This window comes from Yersinia hibernica, from assembly GCF_004124235.1.
Taxonomy (GTDB): domain Bacteria; phylum Pseudomonadota; class Gammaproteobacteria; order Enterobacterales; family Enterobacteriaceae; genus Yersinia; species Yersinia hibernica.
The window spans coordinates 4,239,436-4,260,905 of the sequence record NZ_CP032487.1 but is presented as its reverse complement, the minus strand read 5'-3'; the positions used below and the strand labels follow the sequence as shown (position 1 = coordinate 4,260,905).

The window sequence follows — 21,470 nt, the reverse complement described above, 5'->3', positions numbered from 1 at the left end:
TGGGTAACGCCATATTGATTGTTAACTCTGGCTTAAAAGTGATTTAGATCACACATTGTAGATAACTTGATAGTAAGCAGGCTAATATACTGCTGTCGGTAGAACAATCCGCAGCTTGAAAGCCACGTAGCCGAAGTGTTATCTCATCTCATGGCAAGCGCAGTCATACTGAACAATCAAGTTTAACCTATAAGTCAGTCTTATGGCTGGTGCTTTTAGCCATGGTTGCTGCGGTTGGATGTGTTTCAACTGAACGAGAGATTATTCAGCCGGGCGTACTCACCAACACCCTATAACAGAAAGGATTGAAAGAATGAGTTTGCTGCCGGTGATGGTGATATTTGGCCTATCTTTCCCACCGATATTTGTTGAACTGCTACTCTCGCTGGCACTTTTTTTTGCCCTGCGTCGTGTGCTGCAACCCACGGGTATTTATGAGTTTGTCTGGCATCCGGCCCTCTTTAATACCGCGCTGTATGGTTGTCTTTTTTATTTAATATCCCGTCTTTTTTCCTGAGGTCGCCGTGAGCACTTTTTCTTTAAAAATAATCCGCATCGGCATCACCTTGCTGCTGGTTTTACTGGCGGTGATCGCCATTTTCAAGGTCTGGGCATTCTATACGGAATCGCCGTGGACTCGTGATGCAAAATTTACTGCGGATGTGGTGGCGATCGCACCAGATGTCAGCGGCTTAATCACAGATGTACCCGTTAAAGATAATCAGCTGGTGCAGAAAGGCCAAATCCTGTTTGTGATTGACCAGCCGCGCTATCAGCAAGCACTGGCAGAAGCAGAAGCTGACGTGGCTTATTACCAGACACTGGCCGGCGAGAAACAACGCGAATCCGGTCGACGCCAGCGCTTAGGGGTTCAGGCACTGTCACAAGAGGAAATCGACCAATCCAGCAATGTGCTGCAAACTGTCCGTCATCAACTGGCGAAAGCTGTTGCGGTACGTGATTTAGCCAAACTTGACCTGGAGCGAACCACGGTGCGCGCCCCTGCTGAGGGCTGGGTAACTAACCTGAATGTCCATGCTGGCGAATTTATTAACCGCGGTGCGACGGCGGTGGCCTTGGTGAAAAAAGAGACTTTCTATATTTTAGCCTATCTGGAAGAAACGAAATTGGACGGGGTGAAACCAGGGCATCGGGCCGAAATTACGCCGCTTGGCAGCAACCGCATCCTGCATGGCACGGTCGATAGCATCTCCGCCGGCATCACCAATAGCAGCAGCAGTGTCGACAGCAAAGGGTTGGCGACGATTGATAATAATCTGGAATGGGTGCGGTTGGCGCAGCGGGTGCCGGTGAAGATCCGCCTAGACCGTGAAGATCAGCAACATCCCTATCCAGCGGGCACTACCGCAACAGTCGTGATTACGGGATCAAATGATCGTGACCCTAATCAAGCATCGCCGATTGTGAAATTGATGCATCGTCTGCGCGAGTTTGGCTAACATGACCAGCCCGACCTTTATCCGTCTGCGCTTTGCTTTTAAGCTCAGTTTTGCCATTGTCGCTGCGCTGTTTCTGGGCTTTCATTTGCAATTAGAAACGCCGCGTTGGTCAGTATTGACCGCCGCGATTGTGGCTGCTGGCCCGGCTTTTGCAGCGGGCGGCGAACCTTTCTCTGGGGCGATTCGTCATCGGGGCTGGCTGCGCATTATCGGAACATTTATCGGCTGTATTGGCGGCTTGTTGATTATTGTTCTGACGATTAGAGCGCCGGTTTTGACGCTGATGTTGTGCTGCTTGTGGGCCGGGGTGTGTACCTGGATCTCATCATTGGTACGAGTGGAAAACTCTTATGCTTTTGGTCTAGCGGGTTATACCGCGCTTATCATCATTGTGACGACCGGCGAAACCCCCCTGTTAACCCCCCAGTTTGCCGTAGAGCGCTGCAGTGAGATTGTGTTGGGGATTGTCTGTGCAGTGCTGGCTGACCTGCTGTTTTCACCGCGATCAATTAAACAAGATATTGATCGCCTAGTGGACAAAGTGCTGGTGGATCAATACCAACTTCTGCAGCTGTGCATTCGCCCTGCGGAAAAGGCCGATATTGACCGAGCCTGGAATGATTTAGTTAAAAATACCACTGCACTCAATGGGATGCGCAGCTATCTGATGATGGAATCTTCCCGCTGGCAGCGCTGCAATCGGCGTTTGCAGGTGCTGCACACCGAGTCATTAACACTGATCACTCAGGCGTGTGAAACCTACCTGCTACTGGCGAACCACCCCGATATTTTAAGCGCTGAACTGAAAGCCATGCTGAGCAAACCGGCGCACACGCCGGCTGACATCCATCAGCGCATGAAAAAGTTGCGCCAATTCATTGGTGCCAGCCACAGTGAAACCATTCCCCATACCATCAGCAGTTGGGTCGGGGCGGCAACACGATATTTATTACTGGCAAAAGGGATCCACACCAACAGCAGCATCAGCCGGGTCGAAGAAGATATTCTCGCCGGTGTTGTGCCGGTGAAACATGTCTCCGCTGAGGGTCACCACGCCATGATTAACGGCCTACGCACCGGTATTGCGACGGCAATCGGCGGCCTGTTTTGGTTGTGGACTGGCTGGACATCAGGGGCGGGGTGTATGGTGATGATTGCGGTGGTGACGTCGTTGGCGATGCGCACCCCTAATCCGCGGATGGTGGCAATAGACTTCTTGCTAGGGGTGGTTATGGCCCTGCCCATTGGGGCGCTGTACTTTCTGTTTATCATTCCGGCCACGCAGCAGAGCATGTTACTGCTGTGTATCAGTTTGGGATTGTTGGCGTTTATTATTGGTATTGAAGTACAAAAGCGGCGGCTGGGATCTCTGGGGACATTGGCCAGTACCATCAACATCATGGTATTGAGTAATCCGATGCAATTTAATGTCAGCTTGTTCCTCGACAGCGCATTGGGCCAAATTGTCGGCTGTTTTGTTTCCCTGATTGTGCTGCTGTTGATCCGTGATAATGCCAAAGACCGAACGGGCAGAACTTTACTAAACCGCTTTGTTTACAGTGCGGTGTCTGCCCTGACCACCAATAAAGCGCGGCGTAATGAAAATCATTTACCTGCTTTATATCAACAGCTTAATCAGCTTTTAATGATGTTCCCCGGTGATATTGATAAGTATCGGCTGGCCTTAAGCTTGATAATCGCCCATCAGCGGCTCAATAAAACGGAAATTCCGGTCAATGCTGAATTGAGTGCTTTCCATAAGCAAATTCGTTACACGGCGGATAGAGTCATTAATGCAAAGAATTCCCAGAAGCGGCGCTATTACTTCGCCCGACTGTTGCAGGAATTAGCGCAATATCAGCAAAAATTGATTGATTATCAGTCACCTGATTCAGTTACTCGCCCAGTAAAACGGTTGGCTGACATGCTGCACCGTTATCAGAGTGCGCTGATATAATCGCGGGCTGAAGGGCGCTAAGTTGTTCCCATCGCTTTTCCAAGGGCTATACTGAATCTGGAATTATCCTTCCTAGCCTCCCATTGATGGGGGGCATCATTCCCCGCAGGAGGTCGACCCGTGTCAGCACAAAACTCATTACGCGATCCATTACAATCTCAACAACAGAGCGACGGTGTTTACCATATTGGCTATTTTGTCGGCGGTTCCTGGCATCAGGCGCAGAGCACTTTCGAGGTTCGCAACCCCGCCACTGGTGCATTGGTCGCGAAAGTGGCGAAATCCGGTAAAGCGGAAACAGAAGCCGCCATTAAAGCCGCCAGCGAGGCTTTTCCCGCTTGGCGCAAAACGCCAGCGAAACAGCGCGCAGAGATTCTACAGCGCTGGTATTTGCTGATAATGGAACACCAGCAATCATTGGCGGAGATAATGGTTTCTGAGCAAGGTAAACCATTGAAAGAAGCATTGGGCGAGGTGGCCTATGCCGCCAGCTTTATTCAATGGTTTAGTGAGCAGGCTAAGCGTGCCAATGGTGAAATCATTCCACCGGCCAAAGAAGGCGCGCGCATTCTGGCCACCCGTGAGCCGGTCGGTGTGGTGGCGGCGATCACGCCGTGGAATTTCCCACTGGCGATGTTGACCCGTAAGCTGGGGCCAGCGCTGGCGGCGGGCTGTACCGGGCTGATTAAACCGGCTAACAACACACCGCTTTCCGCCTTTGCTTTGCTGGCATTGGCCGAGCAAGCGGGGGTGCCGGCGGGCGTGCTTAATGGCGTCGCCGGTGACACCCATGCTATCAGCGATGCCATCATGGACAGCCCTGAAGTGCGTAAAATTTCCTTCACCGGTTCGACTGAAGTGGGCAAAACGTTAATGCGCAATGCCGCCGCGACCATGAAGAAAATTTCCATGGAATTGGGGGGGAATGCGCCGTATATCGTGTTTGACGATGCTGATTTAGATGCCGCCATTGCAGGGGCCATGGCCTGTAAATTCCGCAATGCTGGGCAAGTGTGTGTCTGTGTTAACCGTTTTTATATCCAAGATGGTGTCTATGATGAGTTTGTTAATCGGTTGGCTGCTGAAGTTAAGAAACTAAAAGTTGGCAACGGCATGGATAAAGACGTCAATATGGGGCCACTGATTAACCTGGCAGGGTTGGAGAAAGTTGAAGACCATGTGAAAGATGCGCTTGAGAAAGGCGGGCGATTATTAGCCGGTGGCAACCGCCATGAACTGGGTGGGAATTTCTTCCAGCCCACGGTCATTGCTGATGCGACAGAGCAAATGAAAGTGGCTTCTGAAGAGACATTTGGCCCTCTGGCGGCCTGTTTTCGTTTCAATACAGAAGCCGAAGTTATTAAGCGCGCGAATAACACCCCATTTGGATTAGCGGCTTACTTTTATACTCAGAACTTGCAGCGAGTATTCCGGGTTTCAGACGCACTGGAAAGCGGTATGATTGGCGTGAACGAAAGCTCGGTGTCGACTGAATTAGCCCCTTTCGGTGGCGTGAAAGAATCCGGTCTTGGCCGGGAGGGCTCTGTGCTGGGGCTGGATGAGTTTATGGAAGTTAAAACTCTGCATCTGGGCAATTTATAAATTAAATGAGTAGCAGCCTAAGGGTTAAGGAGAACCATGCATAAGCGACTTATAGCCATTCTGGGCGCGGTATTACTGCTGATCGTGGCAACGTGGCAAAGTATTGATAATGTCACTGCGCGTGCTATCGGCCAAGCGCCAGACATAGAGCGCCAACGGTTATCGGCTCCTGCGTCTATCGAGCAATTAACTCAACACCCGCAGGTGGTAAAATATTTGCAAGACCATCACCGCCTGCCGGATTTTTATATCACCAAACAGCAGGCACGTGAAAAGGGCTGGAACCCAAAAGAAGGTAATTTGTGCCAGGTGCTGCCAGGCAAAGCGATTGGTGGTGACAGGTTTTCTAACCGTGAGCGCCAACTGCCTGAAGCTAAAGGCCGCAACTGGCGTGAAGCTGATGTGAATTATCGCTGTGGGCATCGTGGCACTGATCGGCTGCTTTACTCCAATGACGGCCTGATTTATCTGACTCAGGATCACTACAAGCATTTCATTCGGATGGAGTGAAAAGATGGTAAAAGTGGTATTCGATTTTGACCATATACCTGATCTTCCAGCTTTTTATCGCGCATTCTCCCAACAGTTTGCGCTGAGTGAAGGCTTTGGTGCCAATCTGGATGCGCTGTGGGATGTGGTCACCGGCGAGATAGCTTTACCGGTAGAGATTGAATTTATTCATTTCAATCACCGCCGGAAACGCCGTTTTGGGGCAATAGTTTTATTGTTCGAAGAGGCGGAAGAGGAGCTGGCAGGCAGCCTGCGCTTTAATATCGCCTGATGGAAAATGTTATGGCGTCGGGAGCCGGGTCTGACCCGGCCCCGCCCGATTACGGCTGTTTTTCTGCCAATTCACGCAGATACTGGAAGATCTGACGATATGACTTCGGCGGTTTATTCGCGGCTTGCTCTTTCTGGGCATTGCGCACCAAGCTACGCAGTTGCTGGCGATCGGCATCCGGATACAATTCCAACACAGTAGGGATTGCATCATCACCCTCGGCAACTAAACGGTCACGCAGCGTTTCCAGTTTATGGAACAGCGAGACTTGCTGGTTATGGCGATTCTTCAGCTTATCCAATGCGGTCTGGATTGGCTCGACATCACGGCTACGCAGCATTTTACCGATGAGCTGAAGTTGGCGGCGTCGGCCCTCTTTCTTGATTTTCTGTGCCAATTCAATGGCTGCCAGCAGATCTTCATCCAACGGGATTTTATCCAGCGCATTTTTACCCAGCTCAACCAGCTCGGAGCCGAGATCTTTTAGCGCTTCGGCATCACGTTTAATTTCACTTTTACTGACCCAGATAATTTCATCGTCATCGTCGTTTTTATCTTCTGGGACTTCATCTAGCCAGTCTTCGGGCTGTTTGTTCATGGTCAAATTCCTTAAAAAGAGGCTAATCGTAGCAGGTTGTGGGCTTTCTGCGAAATTGTACAAAGATCTCTGATAGACTCAGAACTATGGAATCCTCTATTTTATCCGTGTAAGTCGTCGTATTACGACACTTTCCTGAACGATTATCTCATTAATTATGGCAGACTGATGAAAGTAGTCACTCAAGTTGCACAACAGCGTAACACGCTGGAACACGCTGTCGCACAGGCGTTGGAATTGGCCCGCGCGGGTTCTGATGCGGCCGAAGTTGCCGTCAGCAAAACCACCGGAATCAGTGTTAGCACTCGCTTTGGTGAAGTGGAAAACGTGGAATTCAACAGTGATGGTGCGCTGGGGATCACGGTCTATCACCAGCAGCGTAAAGGCAGCGCGTCCACCACCGACTTAAACCCAGATGCCGTCGCCCGTACGGTACAGGCGGCACTGGATATCGCCCGTTATACTTCACCAGACCCTTATGCAGGCCCGGCTGAAAAATCTTTGCTGGCCTTTGATGCGCCAGATTTAGATTTGTTCCATCCGAGTGATTTGGATGCTGAGCAGGGAATCTTGCTGGCGGCACGTGCAGAACAAGCAGCATTACAAGCAGATAAACGTATTACCAATACCGAGGGCGGCAGCTTTAACAGCCATTATGGCATCAAAGTTTTCGGCAATAGCCACGGTATGTTGCAAAGCTACTGTTCAAGCCGCCATTCCCTTTCCAGCAGTGTGATTGCTGAACACGGTGGCGATATGGAGCGGGATTACGCCTATACCATTGGCCGCCGAATGGAAGATTTAGCCAGCCCTGAATGGGTCGGTGCAGAGTGTGCCCGCCGTACTTTATCGCGTTTGTCACCCCGTAAGCTGCCCACTATGCAGTCGCCGGTGCTGTTTGCCGCAGAAGTCGCTACCGGTCTGTTTGGTCATTTGGTTTCTGCTATCAGCGGTGGCAATATTTACCGTAAATCCACTTTCTTGCTCGACCACCTTGGCAAGCAGATTTTACCCGAGTGGCTGACTATCGAAGAACATCCGCATTTATTGCGCGGCCTTGCTTCGACGCCATTTGACAGTGAAGGCGTGCGCACATTGCAACGCGAAATCGTCAAGGATGGGGTGCTGCAAACCTATCTGCTGACCAGCTATTCTGCCCGTAAATTGGGGCTACAAAGCACCGGGCATGCGGGTGGCATTCATAACTGGCGCATTGCCGGCCAGGGCCAGGATTTTGCCGGCATGCTCAAGCAGCTGGATAAAGGCCTGGTGGTGACCGAATTGATGGGCCAAGGGGTTAGCACGGTGACTGGGGATTATTCCCGGGGTGCCGCCGGTTTCTGGGTTGAAAACGGTGAAATTCAATATCCGGTCAGTGAGATAACTATCGCCGGTAACTTGCAAGATATGCTGCGCAATATCGTCAGTATCGGCAGCGATATCGAAACCCGCAGTAACATTCAGTGCGGCTCTATTTTATTACCTGCCATGAAGATTGCTGGCGAATAATAGGGTGTTGCTGTGGAACTAAGGCTGGCATCTATTGCCAGCTTTTTTTTGGCCAAAATCCCACCCACGCCCATTTTTCAGCCGATGACAAAAAATTATTGTCAGTTTGGTTTTCTATTGCCTATGTTAAGTAGGAGCAATGTATCAACGATAATCATTAACTAAACAATAATTATAAGGAACGCAAATGGGCAAGACAATCATGGCATTAATCGCGGCGGCATTACTCAGTGCCAGCAGTCTAGCAATGGCGGCCAGTGTGGCCGATAACATGGATACTATCGCGGAGAATTACGGCAAAGTGCTGAAAGCTGACTCAACCGATGTTATCAAACAAGGTTTACAGGCGATGCGGGTGGCGGCACAGGATGCACAGCGAGGGATCCCCACCAAGTTAAAAGACAAAGCTGCAGATAGCCCCGAAGTTAAAGACTTCCGCCACGGTTTGGATTTATTAATTGGGCAAATTGATGGCGCGCTGGCATTAGCTGATCAGGGCAAGTTAGATGACGCTAAAAAGGCCGCACAAGACTTTAAACCGACTCGCGATACTTACCACAAAAAATACCGCTAATCGCACCCCTCGCACTTGGCGTTACAGCACTGCTAGCTGTAACGCCAAAGGCTTTGAGGAATAACTAGCGGTGATACTCACCGGCAGCTTCCGGCTGGTAAAGCAATTCCAGCACGGTAATGCGGGCTTCATCCCCACCCGGCAATTTCCAACTAATTTCGTCATTAACATGCAACCCCAACAATGCAGCACCTAAAGGTGCCATCACTGATAGTTGCTCGTTACTGTCTTTCAGTGATGCCGGATAAACCAAGGTGCGAATATGTTCTTCCTGGCTATTCAGGTCACGAAAACGCACGCGGCTATTCATGGTCACCACATCTGCCGGGATAGCATTCGGGGGCAGAATTTCTGCACGATCCAGTTCTTCGTTGAGCGCTGTTGCGACCACAGAACCAGCAAAAGCCGGTTGCGCCAGTAACGCATCCAAACGTTCAGCATCCAGCTCGTTAATCGTGATGGTTGGCTTGGTCATACCACTCTCCAATTCAATTTCAGCAAAACATAAAAACAACACCCCCACGCCATAGGAGAGGGGGTGTTAGAAAATAGCTTAATATTAATCTGATATTAGGCTCTTCCGACAAGAAAGGAAAGAGATCCGGATCACGAACTTTTTTCCACCGCAGGCTTTCACGGTGCATTTATATAAAAGTTATTTTGTTGTTAATGATTAAGTTAGCTATCTAACATGCCTATTTTGCGAAAGTGATCCCCCCAGCCCATTACATTTCCACTTTGAACTGGAAAAAATGCCGCTACACACCCATTCCGCTTGCAGGTAGGGTGATGTTATAGCGCAGAGGCAAGGGATGACGGATAAATAACTGAACTTATCTTTGCAGTCAGAGAGTGTTAGCAGCAAGGAATAGAGGATTGCCAGCGTGAATGATGTAGCCGCATTGAATGCAGCCGAGAACCCTGGAATGGAAGAGGCAATTATCATCACTGAGCGGGTATTAGCTGAAATTACCGCGATGTTAAATGCCGAAAATATTTTCACCAATGCTGTTCAACAGCAAATGTTGACATCACATATTCGGGCTATGGTGCTGCGCGCAATAACCGGCGAGCCATTACCCGAAGTGGATAAATCATTATTTGATGAGATTTCAGCACATTCGATGCAAATGGCTCAGCAAGTGGTCAATAAATTTGCCAATTTACCCATTGAAGAAGCATATCTGTTGTCGGTGCATTTTGAAGTCGCGAAAGATAATAACCCATAAAATACTGTTCTGGAGAAGAGACTATGACTCAAATTACCGTAGTGATTGGCGACCGTTTAGGAAAAGGCCAGAAAGTAGGTCAAGGTGTTGAATTAGCAGGTGGCCGCGTGGTGGTTATTCCCGGAGTGGCTGCCGATATGAAACTGGGTGATGTGATGAATAGCGAACAAGCAGATTTCGGTATTTCATTCTGTGGCAGTGGTGGTGCCGGTGCTATTACTGCGCAAAATAAATATGGTTACAAAGCAAAATACGGCATGCGTTCAGTGGAGGAAGGTGTGACGGCAATAAATGAAGGCTGCAAGGTATTAGGCTTCGGATTTATGGATAAAGAAGAGCTAGGGCAGAAGTTAGTAGAAGCCTATATCAAGAAATATGGTCAACCGTAATGAAAGAGCAATATACCACTCAGGTGCAAGTAAAAGGTAAAGGCGATACCCAAAGTAAAGCTTTCGCTAATGCGCTCGGTAATGTTCAGAATACCGTGTTGAAATCGACACAAAATATTTTACTGAGAATCGAACCACAAGACGTAAAAGTATTAAAAGCAGAATTATCAGTAAAAAATGAAAAGTTTTTATTCTTTTTCCTACCGCGAGAAAGAAAAACGTACAGCGTTGAATTAGATATTACCGTGAGTGTGACAATCATTAATACAGATAAGGTCGTCTTCATATCTAAATGAAAAGGATATACTGATGTTTCTAATCATTCTTTTTAAGTCGATTATTATCGGCGGACTGGTCGGCGTGGGGGTAGGTGTTGGGGCCGCCCGGATGTTCCACGCCCCGACCATACAAGGAATGGGGGCGTTTCGTACCTTGGGCGAGTTGAACTCGTGTGAGGGTGATCCGGCTTCGCATTTCTCCTTTGGGTTAGGGTTTTTCTTCAACGCCTGGGCTTCTTCAGTGGCGGCAGGTGCTTTTACTCAAGATGTCGACCATCGTATTATTCCTAACTGGGGGGCTGCAGCATTGATGATTAAAAATCGCAATGTGGCAGAAACCATGCATAACCCGAAAAAGATGGCCATTGCCTGCGGAATTATCGGGGTTATTGTTGTCAGTTTCTTAAATACTACAGCATCGGCGGTGCCAGCTGCATTACAGGTGACAGCGATTAAAGTGTTGGTACCTGCGGCGAATATTCTGGTTAACACCGTGATGCCAGTTATTTTCTGGTTAGCGGCAATTGATGCCGGGCGTCGTTCTGGTTTCTGGGCCACTATTTTCGGTGGCTTAGCGCAGTTAATTATGGGTAACGCGGTGCCAGGCCTAGTTTTAGGTATTTTAATTGGCAAAGGCGTCGAGGAAAGCGGCTGGAATAAAGTCACTAAAATCATGATGACAGTAATTGTTCTATTATTTGTTCTCAGTGGTTTCTTCCGCGGTTTCGATCTGAAATTCCTGGAATCATTCAGTCTGAATGCACCAGTGTGGCTCAATGCTATTCATAATGCATTAAGCGGAAAATAAACAGCGAGAGGAGCTTGATGATGGATGAACAAACCAAGAATAATTTCTGGTATGCCGACTGGTCATTTCCGATCTTTGTCGGGTTATTATCCTCCGGTGTATTTGCAGGTACTCATATGTATTATTTATATGGTATCGGCGCATTTAACGAAGTGGCATTTGTTTCAATGCTACGTGCGGGGATGGACACGGGAGTTTATGGTGCAGTGGCGGCATTTGGTGCCAGCTTCTTATTCGCCCGAATTATTGAAGGTTCACTGGTCGGTATTTTGGATATTGGCGGGGCGATTCAAACTGGTGTGGGTTTGGGGGTGCCGGCATTATTATTGGGGGCCGGATTTGTTTTCCCGGTTGCTAATTTCACCGCTTCGTTAGTGACAGGGTTGATTATTGGTCTGGCGATTGGCTATCTGATTATTTTGGCGCGTAAATTTACGATTAACCAGAGTAATTCAACTTATGGGGCTGATGTCATGATGGGGGCTGGTAATTCGTCTGGTCGTTTCTTAGGGCCATTGATTATCTTGTCTGCCATTACCGCATCCATTCCGATTGGCATTGGTTCTTTAGCCGGTGCATTGCTGTTTTATCTGTGGAACAAACCTATTACCGGTGGTGCAATTCTGGGCGCTATGATTTTAGGATCTATTTTCCCAGTCGCCATTTCCTAATACACGAGGTAAATATCCAGTTATTTGAATATTTACCTCGTGGCGGCATTGAGTCAGGAAGGTATAATATAATGTATGACTTTATTATCACTGGGGCATTATTAGTTGACGGCCGACAGGTTGATGTTGCGATTAATGACGGAAAAATAGTCGCCGTCAGCGCGGTTATTTCTGAAGATAAACACAATCAGGCCAAATATCCGATTAATTCCGCGAAAAAAGTGTTGGATCTGGCTGGGAAATTCTACCTCAGTGCCGGCTGGATTGATTCTCACGTGCATTGTTACCCCGCATCACCTATTTATCATGATGAAGCCGATTTAGTCGGTGTTGCCAGCGGCGTCACCACCGTGGTGGACGCGGGCAGCACCGGGGCCAATGATATCGACGATTTTTACCGCTTAACCCGTGCGGCCAAAACCCATGTTTATGCTTTCCTGAATATTGCGAAAACAGGCATTGTGACGCAAAACGAATTAGCGGATATGGCGCAGATTGATAAGCAAAGTGTCAGCCAAGCCATTGCCCGCAATCCCGGTTTTATTCTCGGCATTAAAGCCCGAATGAGCAGCAGTGTAGTGGGTAAAAACGGTATCAAACCATTGGTGCGCGCCAAAGAAATTCAGCAAGAAAACAATCAGTTGCCACTGATGGTGCATATCGGCAATAACCCCCCCGACTTGGATGAAATTGCCGACTTACTGACCCAAGGTGACATTATTACTCACTGCTATAACGGCAAACCAAATCGAATTTTGACCCCCGCCGGCGCATTACGTGAATCTATCCAGCGGGCATTAAAGCGCGGCGTATTATTAGATGTGGGCCACGGCAGTGCCAGTTTCAGTTTCGATGTGGCCGAGCTTGCCATCAAGCAAGGTATTTACCCGCACACCATCAGCTCCGACATTTATTGTCGCAACCGCCTAAATGGGCCAGTACATAGCCTGGCGACGGTGATGTCCAAATTTTTCACCCTCGGGCTGAGTCTTGAACAAGTCATTCGCTGTGTGACTGAAAATGCCGCACAGGCTCTGCGCCTGACGGATAAAGGGCGGCTGGATGCGGGCTATGATGCAGATTTGACCATTTTTGAGTTGCAACAGCAGCCTAAGGTGTTCAGTGATTCAGAAGGTAAATCGGTTGCCGGTGACAAGTTCCTGGTGCCACTGGCGGCGGTTGTTGCCGGTGACTTAGTATTAACTGACGAGGGGAAGTTAAAAGATGTCTTCAGTCTATGAAAAATACCAGTTAAAGCATGTCATTAATGCTTCCGGCCGCATGACGATGCTGGGGGTTTCGACGCCACGGCAAGATGTGGTTGAGGCCGTGGAGTTGGGGCTGAATCATTACTTTGTGATGAAAGATCTGGTGAATCAAACTGGCGCTTATATTGCGAACTTACTGAATGTGGAAAGTGCGGTGGTGGTGTCTTGCGCCTCTGCCGGGATTGCCCAGTCCGTCGCGGCGGTGATTGTCAAAGACAATGCTAACTTACTGGTTAACCTGCATGCCGCACCGCGCACCGTGCCCCATGAAATTGTTATGGCCAAAGGCCACAATGTTAACTTTGGTGCGCCGGTGGATACCATGGTGACATTAGGCGGCGGTAAAGTGGTGGAAGCGGGTTATGCCAATGAGTGCCTACCAGAACAGCTGGAGGCGGCCATCACACCCAATACTGCGGCGATCTTGTATATAAAATCCCATCATTGTGTGCAAAAAAGCATTTTATCGGTGGAACAAGCCGTGGTGATTGCGCGTCAACATCAGTTGCCATTAATTGTCGATGCCGCTGCAGAAGAAGATTTGCAGTGTTACTACCACATGGGCGCGGATTTGGTGATTTACAGTGGGGCCAAAGCCATTGAAGGGCCGACCAGCGGCTTGGTATTAGGCAAGAAAACCTATGTGGATTGGGTGAAATTGCAAGCCAATGGCATTGGCCGGGCGATGAAAGTCGGCAAGGAGGGCATTCTTGGACTGACCCGCGCGATTGAAAGCTACATGACACTGGAGAAAGAGACGGGCCAGCAGATGGTGGAGAAAATGGCTCCTTTCATCAGCCAGTTAAATACTATTGACGGCGTCTCAGCCAAAGTGGTGTGGGATGCGGCGGGGCGTGATATTGCCCGCACTGAAATCAGTTTTGACGAGGCCAAAATTGGCCGCTCGGCCCTAGATTTGGTCGATGCACTCAAAAATGGTGATATTGCCATTTACTTCCGTGCTTACAAAGCTAACGAGGGCAAGATTGAGGTGGACGTGCGCAGTGTGACGCCATCGCAACTTGAGACAATTTACACCTGCATTAACCGCTTGGTTAAGGGAGCCTGACCGATGAAATTGACCCCAAATTATTACCGTGACCGCGTGTGTTTGAATGTGCTGGCGGGTTCTAAAGACAATGCGCGCGAGATTTATCAGGCCGCTGAAGGCCATGTGCTGGTGGGGGTGTTATCGAAGAATTACCCGGATGTCGACAGCGCCGTCAAAGACATGTGTGAGTATGCTGCCCTGATTGACAATGCTTTGTCGGTTGGGCTGGGTGCCGGTGATCCCAAGCAGTCGGCGATGGTCAGCCAGATTTCACAGCAAGTACAGCCGCAACATGTGAATCAGGTTTTCACCGGTGTTGGCACCAGCCGTGCCTTGCTGGGCCAGCATGAGACGGTGGTCAACGGCCTGATTTCCCCCACTGGTAAAGTGGGCTATGTGAAAATTTCTACCGGCCCCCTGAGTTCACAACAAAAAGACGCCATTGTTCCGATCACAACCGCCATTGCCATGCTGAAAGATATGGGCGGCAGTTCGGTGAAATTCTTCCCGATGAATGGGTTGGATTCCATTGATGAATACCGTTTCGTGGCCGAGGCTTGCGCGGCGACCGGTTTCTGGCTGGAGCCAACTGGCGGTATTGATCTGGATAATTTCGAAGCTATTGTGCAAATCGCGTTGGATGCTGGCGTCACGAAAGTTATTCCACATATCTATAGCTCAATCATTGATAGCAAAACGGGCAATACCCGGCCACAAGACGTGCAAACCTTATTGAATATCGTCAAAAAAATCGTGCCGTAACTTTCTGATTTATTAGCATAAAACTTGATAGGCCGCCAGTGTCCAGAGCGCCCCGCTGGGTGCTCTGATGGTGAAGTTGAATAGACCCATACCATTCAATAATCGTTCACTATGAGTAAGGACCCATATGCATAACAGCTCAACAGAATCTGATTTAACCGGTCTGACTGGCTTAAAAAATCTGTCAGCGGGAATCGCTTTGGCGACGGTCGCCCTGTTTAATCCGCTGGCCCACGCCGAGCAGACTGCCAATAAATCATTTGCTTACGTCGGAACCTATCTCCCGAATGGTGAAGGAGTTTACCGGCTAGTGGTTGATGCTAAAACCGGTGAATTGACGGAGAAAACGCTGGTCAGTTCACTGGCTAATCCGGCGCAGTTGGTGGTGGATAATCAAGGCAAGACCTTATATGTCGCCAGTGAAGTCGCGGACTATAATGGCGGCAAACACGGTGCTATTGCCGCTTACAGCATTAATCCGGCTGATGGCAGCTTGACGTTGATTAATCAGGTTGATTCTCAGGGGGCAGGGCCGGTGTATCTCTCCTTAACCCCGTCGGGCAGCCATTTGCTGGTCGCCAACTATATCAGTGGTTCAGTGGCTGTTTTCCCGCGACAAAGCAGTGGCAAACTTTCTGATGCCAGTGACGTACAGCAAGATGAAGGCCCGGCGGGGGCCGCGAAACCCGCGGCTGCGGTAGAGGGGAGCTTTGCCATCAGTGACCACAATGGCCCCCATGCTCATATGGTCGCCAGTTCACCGAATGGCAAGTTTGTGTTCTCCACCGATTTGGGGCTGGACAGAATTTATCAATACCACTTTGAGGCAGATAATGGCAAGTTGATACCTAACTCTCCGCCATTTATCAGCGCCTCGTCGGCGGGGGCTGGCCCGCGCCATTTTGTCTTCCATCCTAACGGCAAAACGTTATTTTTGATTAATGAAGAAGCATCAACCCTGACCAGCTATCAGTTAGATCCGGAAAAAGGCACATTGAAACAGTTACATACTGTATCATCATTGCCCAGTGACTATCGTGGTACCAACTTTGCAGCGGGCCTGACACTCTCGCAAGATGGCAAATTCTTGTATGTCGCAAACCGCCTGCATAACAGTATTGGCCTGTTTGCCGTGACGGCTGATGGTGAATTTAAGCTGATAGAAGATGTGTGGACCCGTGGTGATTATCCGCGCACGTTGGTTCTCGACCCCACCGGGCACTATTTGTACGCCATGAATCAACGTAGCGATAACATAACGCGCTTTAAAGTCTCGCCACAAAGTGGCAAATTGACCTTTGTACCTGGCTATACCGCCGTGGGCAGCCCCTCGCAAATGGTATTTGTGCCGGCCGCACAGAAAAAATAATGTGAGATAACGCGCCCCCTGCGGCTATGTTGGCAGGGGGACGCTTAAGATTCTGAATAACGGAGTGGAGCAGTGAGATTCCCCTATCAACGTCTGGCCTATATGTTCGATGCGCTGCAATCGGAAACGCTACCTCAGGAGGAGTTGGCGAAACGTTTTGCGGTCTCAACACGTACAGTCCGGGCTGACATCACGGCGTTGAATGAGATTCTTGAGCATTATGGTGCGCACTTTGTGCATAACCGGGGTTTTGGGTATCGGCTGATGGTGGAGGATGCTGACCGCTTTCGTACCCTACAGCAGCAAAATCGTAAGATGCACCTGACGCCACGGACAGCCAATGAGCGGGTTCACTATCTGTTAATCCGCTTTTTGACCTCCGCTTTTTCATTGAAGCTAGAAGATTTAGCTGATGAATGGTTTGTCAGCCGTGGCACATTGCAAAATGATATGGCCGAGGTGAGAGAAAGGCTAAACCGCTACCATCTAACCATTGAAACCAAGCCCCGCTATGGCATGAAATTATTCGGTGCGGAATTAGCCATTCGCACCTGTCTGACGGATTTACTGTTTCAGTTACAACTGCAAGATGCCGATAACCCATTATTAAAAAATGAGTTTCTCAGTATCCAGACCATGCCGGAACTGAGCGGATTACTGCATGAGTTGCTTGCCCAATACGCGGTGCGGTTAACCGATGAGGGCGAGCAATACCTGATTTTTTACTGCGCGGTGGCGATAAAGCGCATCACAGACGGTTACCCGCTATCCGATTTTGATGCAGAAGATGTCGACGAGGCAGTTAAATTGGCCTCTGGCCGTTTGGCAAATGAACTTAAGCTATTATCCGGTAAGGATATTTCTGCCGCAGAAGAAGCTTACTTGCGGGTGAATATTGCTGCCCGCCGGGTACAGGCCAGCCAGCCTAGCACCAGTCGCCCGAGTGAAATTAACGCCGATGACGAAGAGACATTGGTGGATTATATTCTCTCTTATATCAATACCCACTATAACTATAATTTGCAGGGCGATAAGCAGCTGCGGCTTGATTTACTCACCCATATCAAGACCATGATAACCCGGGTGAAGTATCAGATTACTATTCCTAACCCACTGTTATCCAACATTAAACAGCATTACCCAATGGCCTATGATGTGACATTGGCAGCGGTTTCCAGTTGGGGGAAATATACCCCTTACAGTCTCAGTGAGAATGAAATTGGCTATCTGGTGTTGCACATTGGGGTGGGCCTAGAGCGCCATTACCATATTGGTTACCAGCGCCATCCTCAAGTGATGTTGGTGTGTGATACCGGCAACTCAACCACGCGCATGATTCAGGCGCAGATCGCGCGTAAGTACCCGCAAATTGTGATGACACAGACGATTTCCCTGCGTGATTACGAAAATCTCGACCATATCGACGAAGATTTTATTATTTCTAATTCACGGCTGGCAGAAAAGAACAAGCCGGTGGTGGTGATGTCACCCTTCCCGACCGAATATCAGCTAGAGCAGCTGGGCAAGCTGGTGTTAGTTGACCGCACCCGCCCTTACATGTTGGAAAAATTCTTTGATAGCCAACATTTTATGATTATCGACCAGCCCATGACGCAAGCACAGTTGTTCAAGAAAGTCTGTGGCCAGTTGGAAGAAGAGGGTTTTGTCGATGCGGATTTCTACCCCTCGGTTGTGGAGCGGGAAGCCATCGTCTCCACCATGTTGGGCGAGGGGATTGCCTTGCCACATTCACTGGGCTTATTAGCGAAGAAAACCGTGGTGGTCACCCTGCTCGCCCCCCAAGGTATTGCTTGGGGGGAGGGGGAGGTCGCGCATGTTATTTTCTTGCTGGCTATCAGTAAAACGGACTATGAAGAGGCGATGGCCATTTACGATTTGTTCGTCACCTTCGTGCGCGAGCGCTCCATGAGCCGCTTATTGAGTAGCCAGCATTTTGATAGTTTCAAAATGATAGCGATGGATTGTTTGAGTCGCATTTAGCTTCGGTTGATAATCACTTAGTGCTCAACTTATCGCCTCTGCAGCACCTCAACCAAGAAGGAGGGTCAGCCGGCTACTGAACTTATAGCGACTGAGTCTCCTGCTCAAGTTGAAGTCAAAACCAATCACTGCCAGCCATATCTGCGCACAAACCATCCTTTCACTAACTGGGTCGTCACCATATAGCCGGTGAGGATCAAAATCAGCCATGGGAAGTAAGACAGTGGCAACGCCTGTAATTGCAGGAACCCAGCCAGCGGCGAGAAGGTCAGCCCAATACCGACGGCAACGACGGCCAAGGTCATCAAACACAACGGCCATGAGGCGCGGCTTTGAATAAAGGGAATCTTACGGGTGCGAATCATATGCACAATCAAGGTCTGGGACAGCAGCCCTTCAACGAACCAGCCGGATTGAAATAACGTCTGCATTTCTGGTGTATTTGCTTTAAATACCCACCACATCAGGCTGAACGTCAACACGTCAAAGATTGAACTTATCGGCCCAAAGAACACCATAAAGCGCCCAAGATCACCGGCGTTCCAGCGTTGCGGCTTAGCCAGTTGCTCTTCGTCGACATTATCAAACGGAATCGCAATCTGCGAGATATCATACATCAAGTTTTGGATAAGCAAATGCAGTGGCAGCATCGGCAAGAAAGGTAAAAATGCACTGGCAATAAGCACACTAAAAACGTTACCAAAGTTGGAACTGGCGGTCATTTTGATATATTTCAGCATGTTGGCGAAAGTTCGGCGGCCTTCTATGACCCCTTGTTCCAGAACCATCAAGCTCTTTTCCAGCAAAATGATGTCGGCGGCTTCTTTCGCAATATCGACGGCGGAATCCACTGAAATCCCGATGTCAGCCGCCCGCAGTGCTGGGGCATCATTAATACCATCCCCCATAAAACCAACCACATGGCCTGCATCGCGCAGATTTTGCACAATGCGCTCTTTATGCATCGGTGTGAGTTTGGCGAACACCGTGGTGGTGCGGGTGGCTTGCGTCAGTTCGGCCTCGCTCATCTGCTCAATATCATGGCCGCGTAACACTTGCTCGACAGACAGCCCGACATCTTTACAAACTTTTCGCGCGACTAACTCATTGTCACCAGTAAGAATTTTGACGCTCACACCGCTGTTTTTCAATGCTAACAGCGCAGGTGCAGTGCTCTCTTTGGGTGGATCGAGGAAGGCGATATAGCCCTCAAGAATGAGGTCATATTCGTCGATAACCGCATAGTTTTGTTGATATGCGGGTAAAATCCGCGTGGCGACGGCAACTACTCGCAGCCCTTGCTGGTTTTGTTCATCGGTAATGCGGCGAATGCGCGCCAGCAATGTATCGGTCATCGGGATGACTTCATCCCCTTGGCGGACATGGCGGCAAATAGACAGCATCTCTTCCAATGCGCCTTTGCAGATGAGTTCGTGATAATCCGATTTATCACTGACCACCACTGACATGCGGCGGCGCTCAAAATCAAACGGAATTTCATCGATTTTGTGGTAACCCGCCAGTGTGTTGGCAGATTGAGACTCGGCCAGGGCGGATTCGGTCATGGAGGACAGCACCGCCACATCCAGCAAATTTTTCAGCCCGGTTTGATAGTAACTGTTGAGCCAGGCATAGCGCAGCACTCGTTCACAATTGGCCCCAAACACATCGGTATGGCTCTCCAACACAATCTTATCTTGGGTCAGGGTGCCGGTCTTATCGGTGCACAAAACATCCATCGCGCCAAAGTTCTGGATAGCATCCAGCCGTTTGACGATCACTTTCTGTTTTGACAGCTTCACCGCCCCTTTTGCCAAGGTCGATGTGACGATCATCGGCAGCATTTCGGGGGTTAAACCCACCGCCACCGAGAGGGCGAACAGCGCGGCTTCCCACCAGTCACCTTTGGTAAAGCCATTGATAAGCAACACAATTGGCGTCATAACCAACATAAAACGGATCAGCAGCCAACTGACTTTGCTGATGCCACTTTGGAAAGCATTGGGTTGCTCATCTTGGTGGGTTACGCGCTCAGCTAATAGGCCAAAATAGGTTTGGTTACCGGTGCCGATGACGATTGCCAGCGCAGAACCGCTCACCACATTGGTGCCCATAAAACACAACGTATCGCGCTCTAAAGGATTCTGCTCATCACATTCACGGCATTGCGCCACTTTCTCAACCGGTAGTGATTCTCCGGTCAGTGCGGCTTGGCTGATAAACAAGTCTTTCGCCGCCAGAATACGAAGATCCGCTGGGATCATATCGCCAGCAGACAACTTGATGATATCGCCGGGCACCAACTGGGCGATGGGCAGCTCGCGGTGCTCACTTTTGCCGCTATGTGCATCACTACGTAGCACTGTCGCGGTGTTGCTCACCATGGCTTTCAGCGCATCTGCCGCGCGGTTTGAGCGGGCTTCCTGAATAAAATGCATCAGGGTGGAAATCAGCACCATGGCACCAATCACCAGTGCCGCAGTAAGGTCTTCAGTGGCATAAGAAATCAGTGCCAGAATGGTCAAGAGCAAGTTAAAGGGATTGCGATAACAGTGCCAAAGATGAATCCACCAAGGGGTAGCTTGCTGATTTTCAATCAGATTACTGCCGCTGTTGAGGCGAATGGCCTCAGCCTCCTGCTCTGTCAGTCCCTCGGGATGGCTTTGAAAACGTTGATAAAGTTGCTGGGGCGTTTCATTGGCACATTGCAAACGTTGGCGCGTCAGATCCGCCGGGATATCTTTTGCCGTACTCCCGGCTGAAAGCCCTTCTAGCATGCTTTCCCGGCGGATTAGGCGGCGGGGCAGGCTACGGCTCAATACATTGAGCAATTGCCGAGTGAAATTTTTAACTTGCATGGTTCAAACCTTACTGTCATACCCTGCAATCGTCACACCCATGCTATTTCAAGCTGCATGCGCATTGGCAGCCTGCTTGCAACTCGATTTTTTGAGGTGATATGAGACGATTTTCAGGTTGCGCCCACGGCAAACCTGCCGTAATAAGGGCAAAAACATCATCAGCAGAAACCAACGCAGGGGAAGTGCGCAGTGACTGCCTCTCAGATTGTTATTATCCGATAAGGCAGCCACGTCAGACGGGGGATTACCTTACCGGCACACCCCTAAGGGTGCAGGTCGAGGGAACAGGGTCCACTGGGTAA

The 21,470-nt window shown here is 49.5% G+C and carries 21 protein-coding genes; 18 read left to right on the top strand and 3 right to left on the bottom strand.

Going from position 1 to position 21,470, the window contains the following annotated elements:
- The first annotated feature begins 313 nt into the window (after positions 1–313).
- The 6 genes from aaeX (at position 314) to D5F51_RS19985 (ending at position 5,800) form a co-directional block, all read left to right on the top strand.
- On the top strand, positions 314–517 hold the full coding sequence (gene aaeX / locus D5F51_RS20010; protein ID WP_050100582.1) for a p-hydroxybenzoic acid efflux pump operon protein AaeX: 204 nt from the start codon (positions 314–316) through the stop codon (positions 515–517).
- Between the two features lie 7 nt (positions 518–524).
- Positions 525–1,460, top strand: coding sequence for a p-hydroxybenzoic acid efflux pump subunit AaeA (gene aaeA, locus D5F51_RS20005; protein ID WP_025376841.1), 936 nt, complete (start codon positions 525–527; stop codon positions 1,458–1,460).
- Position 1,461: 1 nt separating this feature from the next.
- On the top strand, positions 1,462–3,417 hold the full coding sequence (gene aaeB, locus D5F51_RS20000; protein WP_129198691.1) for a p-hydroxybenzoic acid efflux pump subunit AaeB: 1,956 nt from the start codon (positions 1,462–1,464) through the stop codon (positions 3,415–3,417).
- Positions 3,418–3,537: 120 nt separating this feature from the next.
- Positions 3,538–5,019 (top strand): NAD-dependent succinate-semialdehyde dehydrogenase, encoded by a 1,482-nt coding sequence (locus D5F51_RS19995; protein WP_129198689.1) that lies wholly within the window; start codon positions 3,538–3,540, stop codon positions 5,017–5,019.
- Between the two features lie 36 nt (positions 5,020–5,055).
- Positions 5,056–5,529: a ribonuclease gene (locus D5F51_RS19990; RefSeq protein ID WP_025376844.1), complete on the top strand. Its 474-nt coding sequence runs from the start codon at positions 5,056–5,058 to the stop codon at positions 5,527–5,529.
- 4 nt (positions 5,530–5,533) lie between these two features.
- Entirely contained in the window at positions 5,534–5,800 is a 267-nt protein-coding gene (locus D5F51_RS19985; protein WP_025376845.1) for a barstar family protein, read from the top strand.
- A 49-nt stretch (positions 5,801–5,849) separates the two neighbouring features.
- Here the strand turns inward: D5F51_RS19985 and yjgA are convergent, their stop codons facing one another.
- Entirely contained in the window at positions 5,850–6,398 is a 549-nt protein-coding gene (yjgA, locus tag D5F51_RS19980) for a ribosome biogenesis factor YjgA (protein WP_025376846.1), read from the bottom strand.
- A 168-nt stretch (positions 6,399–6,566) separates the two neighbouring features.
- On the opposite strand from yjgA, the gene pmbA reads away from it, so the two are divergent.
- Both pmbA and cybC read left to right on the top strand, forming a co-directional pair.
- Positions 6,567–7,907: a metalloprotease PmbA gene (gene pmbA, locus D5F51_RS19975; protein WP_129198687.1), complete on the top strand. Its 1,341-nt coding sequence runs from the start codon at positions 6,567–6,569 to the stop codon at positions 7,905–7,907.
- A gap of 187 nt (positions 7,908–8,094) precedes the next feature.
- The gene (cybC, locus tag D5F51_RS19970) at positions 8,095–8,481 is read left to right on the top strand and encodes a cytochrome b562 (protein ID WP_129198685.1); all 387 of its coding nucleotides are present in this window, start codon (positions 8,095–8,097) and stop codon (positions 8,479–8,481) included.
- Positions 8,482–8,545: 64 nt separating this feature from the next.
- Here the strand turns inward: cybC and rnk are convergent, their stop codons facing one another.
- Positions 8,546–8,956 carry a nucleoside diphosphate kinase regulator gene (gene rnk / locus D5F51_RS19965; protein WP_005174306.1) on the bottom strand — a complete coding sequence of 137 codons (411 nt, stop codon included), beginning with the start codon at positions 8,954–8,956 and terminating at the stop codon, positions 8,546–8,548.
- Positions 8,957–9,365: 409 nt separating this feature from the next.
- Between rnk and D5F51_RS19960 the strand changes: the two genes are divergently transcribed.
- The 10 genes from D5F51_RS19960 to D5F51_RS19915 all read left to right on the top strand — a co-directional run bounded on the left by D5F51_RS19960 (position 9,366) and on the right by D5F51_RS19915 (position 18,307).
- The gene (locus D5F51_RS19960; RefSeq protein ID WP_025376849.1) at positions 9,366–9,710 is read left to right on the top strand and encodes a PRD domain-containing protein; all 345 of its coding nucleotides are present in this window, start codon (positions 9,366–9,368) and stop codon (positions 9,708–9,710) included.
- Between the two features lie 23 nt (positions 9,711–9,733).
- Positions 9,734–10,099 carry a glycine-rich SFCGS family protein gene (locus tag D5F51_RS19955; RefSeq protein WP_129198683.1) on the top strand — a complete coding sequence of 122 codons (366 nt, stop codon included), beginning with the start codon at positions 9,734–9,736 and terminating at the stop codon, positions 10,097–10,099.
- Positions 10,099–10,395, top strand: coding sequence for a DUF4312 family protein (locus D5F51_RS19950; RefSeq protein WP_087769025.1), 297 nt, complete (start codon positions 10,099–10,101; stop codon positions 10,393–10,395). Before D5F51_RS19955 ends, D5F51_RS19950 begins: the two co-directional genes overlap by 1 nt.
- Before the next feature lie 13 nt (positions 10,396–10,408).
- A complete protein-coding gene (locus D5F51_RS19945; protein WP_087769024.1) occupies positions 10,409–11,185 on the top strand; it encodes a DUF4311 domain-containing protein in 777 nt (258 codons plus the stop codon).
- A gap of 20 nt (positions 11,186–11,205) precedes the next feature.
- The gene (locus D5F51_RS19940) at positions 11,206–11,856 is read left to right on the top strand and encodes a DUF4310 family protein (RefSeq protein WP_162301871.1); all 651 of its coding nucleotides are present in this window, start codon (positions 11,206–11,208) and stop codon (positions 11,854–11,856) included.
- Positions 11,857–11,927: 71 nt separating this feature from the next.
- Positions 11,928–13,097, top strand: coding sequence for an amidohydrolase/deacetylase family metallohydrolase (locus D5F51_RS19935; protein ID WP_129198679.1), 1,170 nt, complete (start codon positions 11,928–11,930; stop codon positions 13,095–13,097).
- Complete coding sequence (locus tag D5F51_RS19930) at positions 13,081–14,193, top strand: DgaE family pyridoxal phosphate-dependent ammonia lyase (protein WP_129198677.1); 1,113 nt, start codon at positions 13,081–13,083, stop codon at positions 14,191–14,193. The genes D5F51_RS19935 and D5F51_RS19930 overlap by 17 nt, the downstream gene beginning before the upstream one ends.
- A gap of 3 nt (positions 14,194–14,196) precedes the next feature.
- Entirely contained in the window at positions 14,197–14,937 is a 741-nt protein-coding gene (gene dagF, locus D5F51_RS19925; protein WP_025376854.1) for a 2-dehydro-3-deoxy-phosphogluconate aldolase, read from the top strand.
- A gap of 127 nt (positions 14,938–15,064) precedes the next feature.
- Positions 15,065–16,306 carry a lactonase family protein gene (locus D5F51_RS19920; RefSeq protein ID WP_129198675.1) on the top strand — a complete coding sequence of 414 codons (1,242 nt, stop codon included), beginning with the start codon at positions 15,065–15,067 and terminating at the stop codon, positions 16,304–16,306.
- 72 nt (positions 16,307–16,378) lie between these two features.
- Complete coding sequence (locus D5F51_RS19915) at positions 16,379–18,307, top strand: BglG family transcription antiterminator (RefSeq protein WP_129198673.1); 1,929 nt, start codon at positions 16,379–16,381, stop codon at positions 18,305–18,307.
- Positions 18,308–18,432: 125 nt separating this feature from the next.
- On the opposite strand, the gene mgtA is transcribed toward D5F51_RS19915, so the two are convergent.
- Positions 18,433–21,165 carry a magnesium-translocating P-type ATPase gene (gene mgtA, locus D5F51_RS19910; RefSeq protein ID WP_129198671.1) on the bottom strand — a complete coding sequence of 911 codons (2,733 nt, stop codon included), beginning with the start codon at positions 21,163–21,165 and terminating at the stop codon, positions 18,433–18,435.
- Positions 21,166–21,470 lie beyond the last annotated feature (305 nt).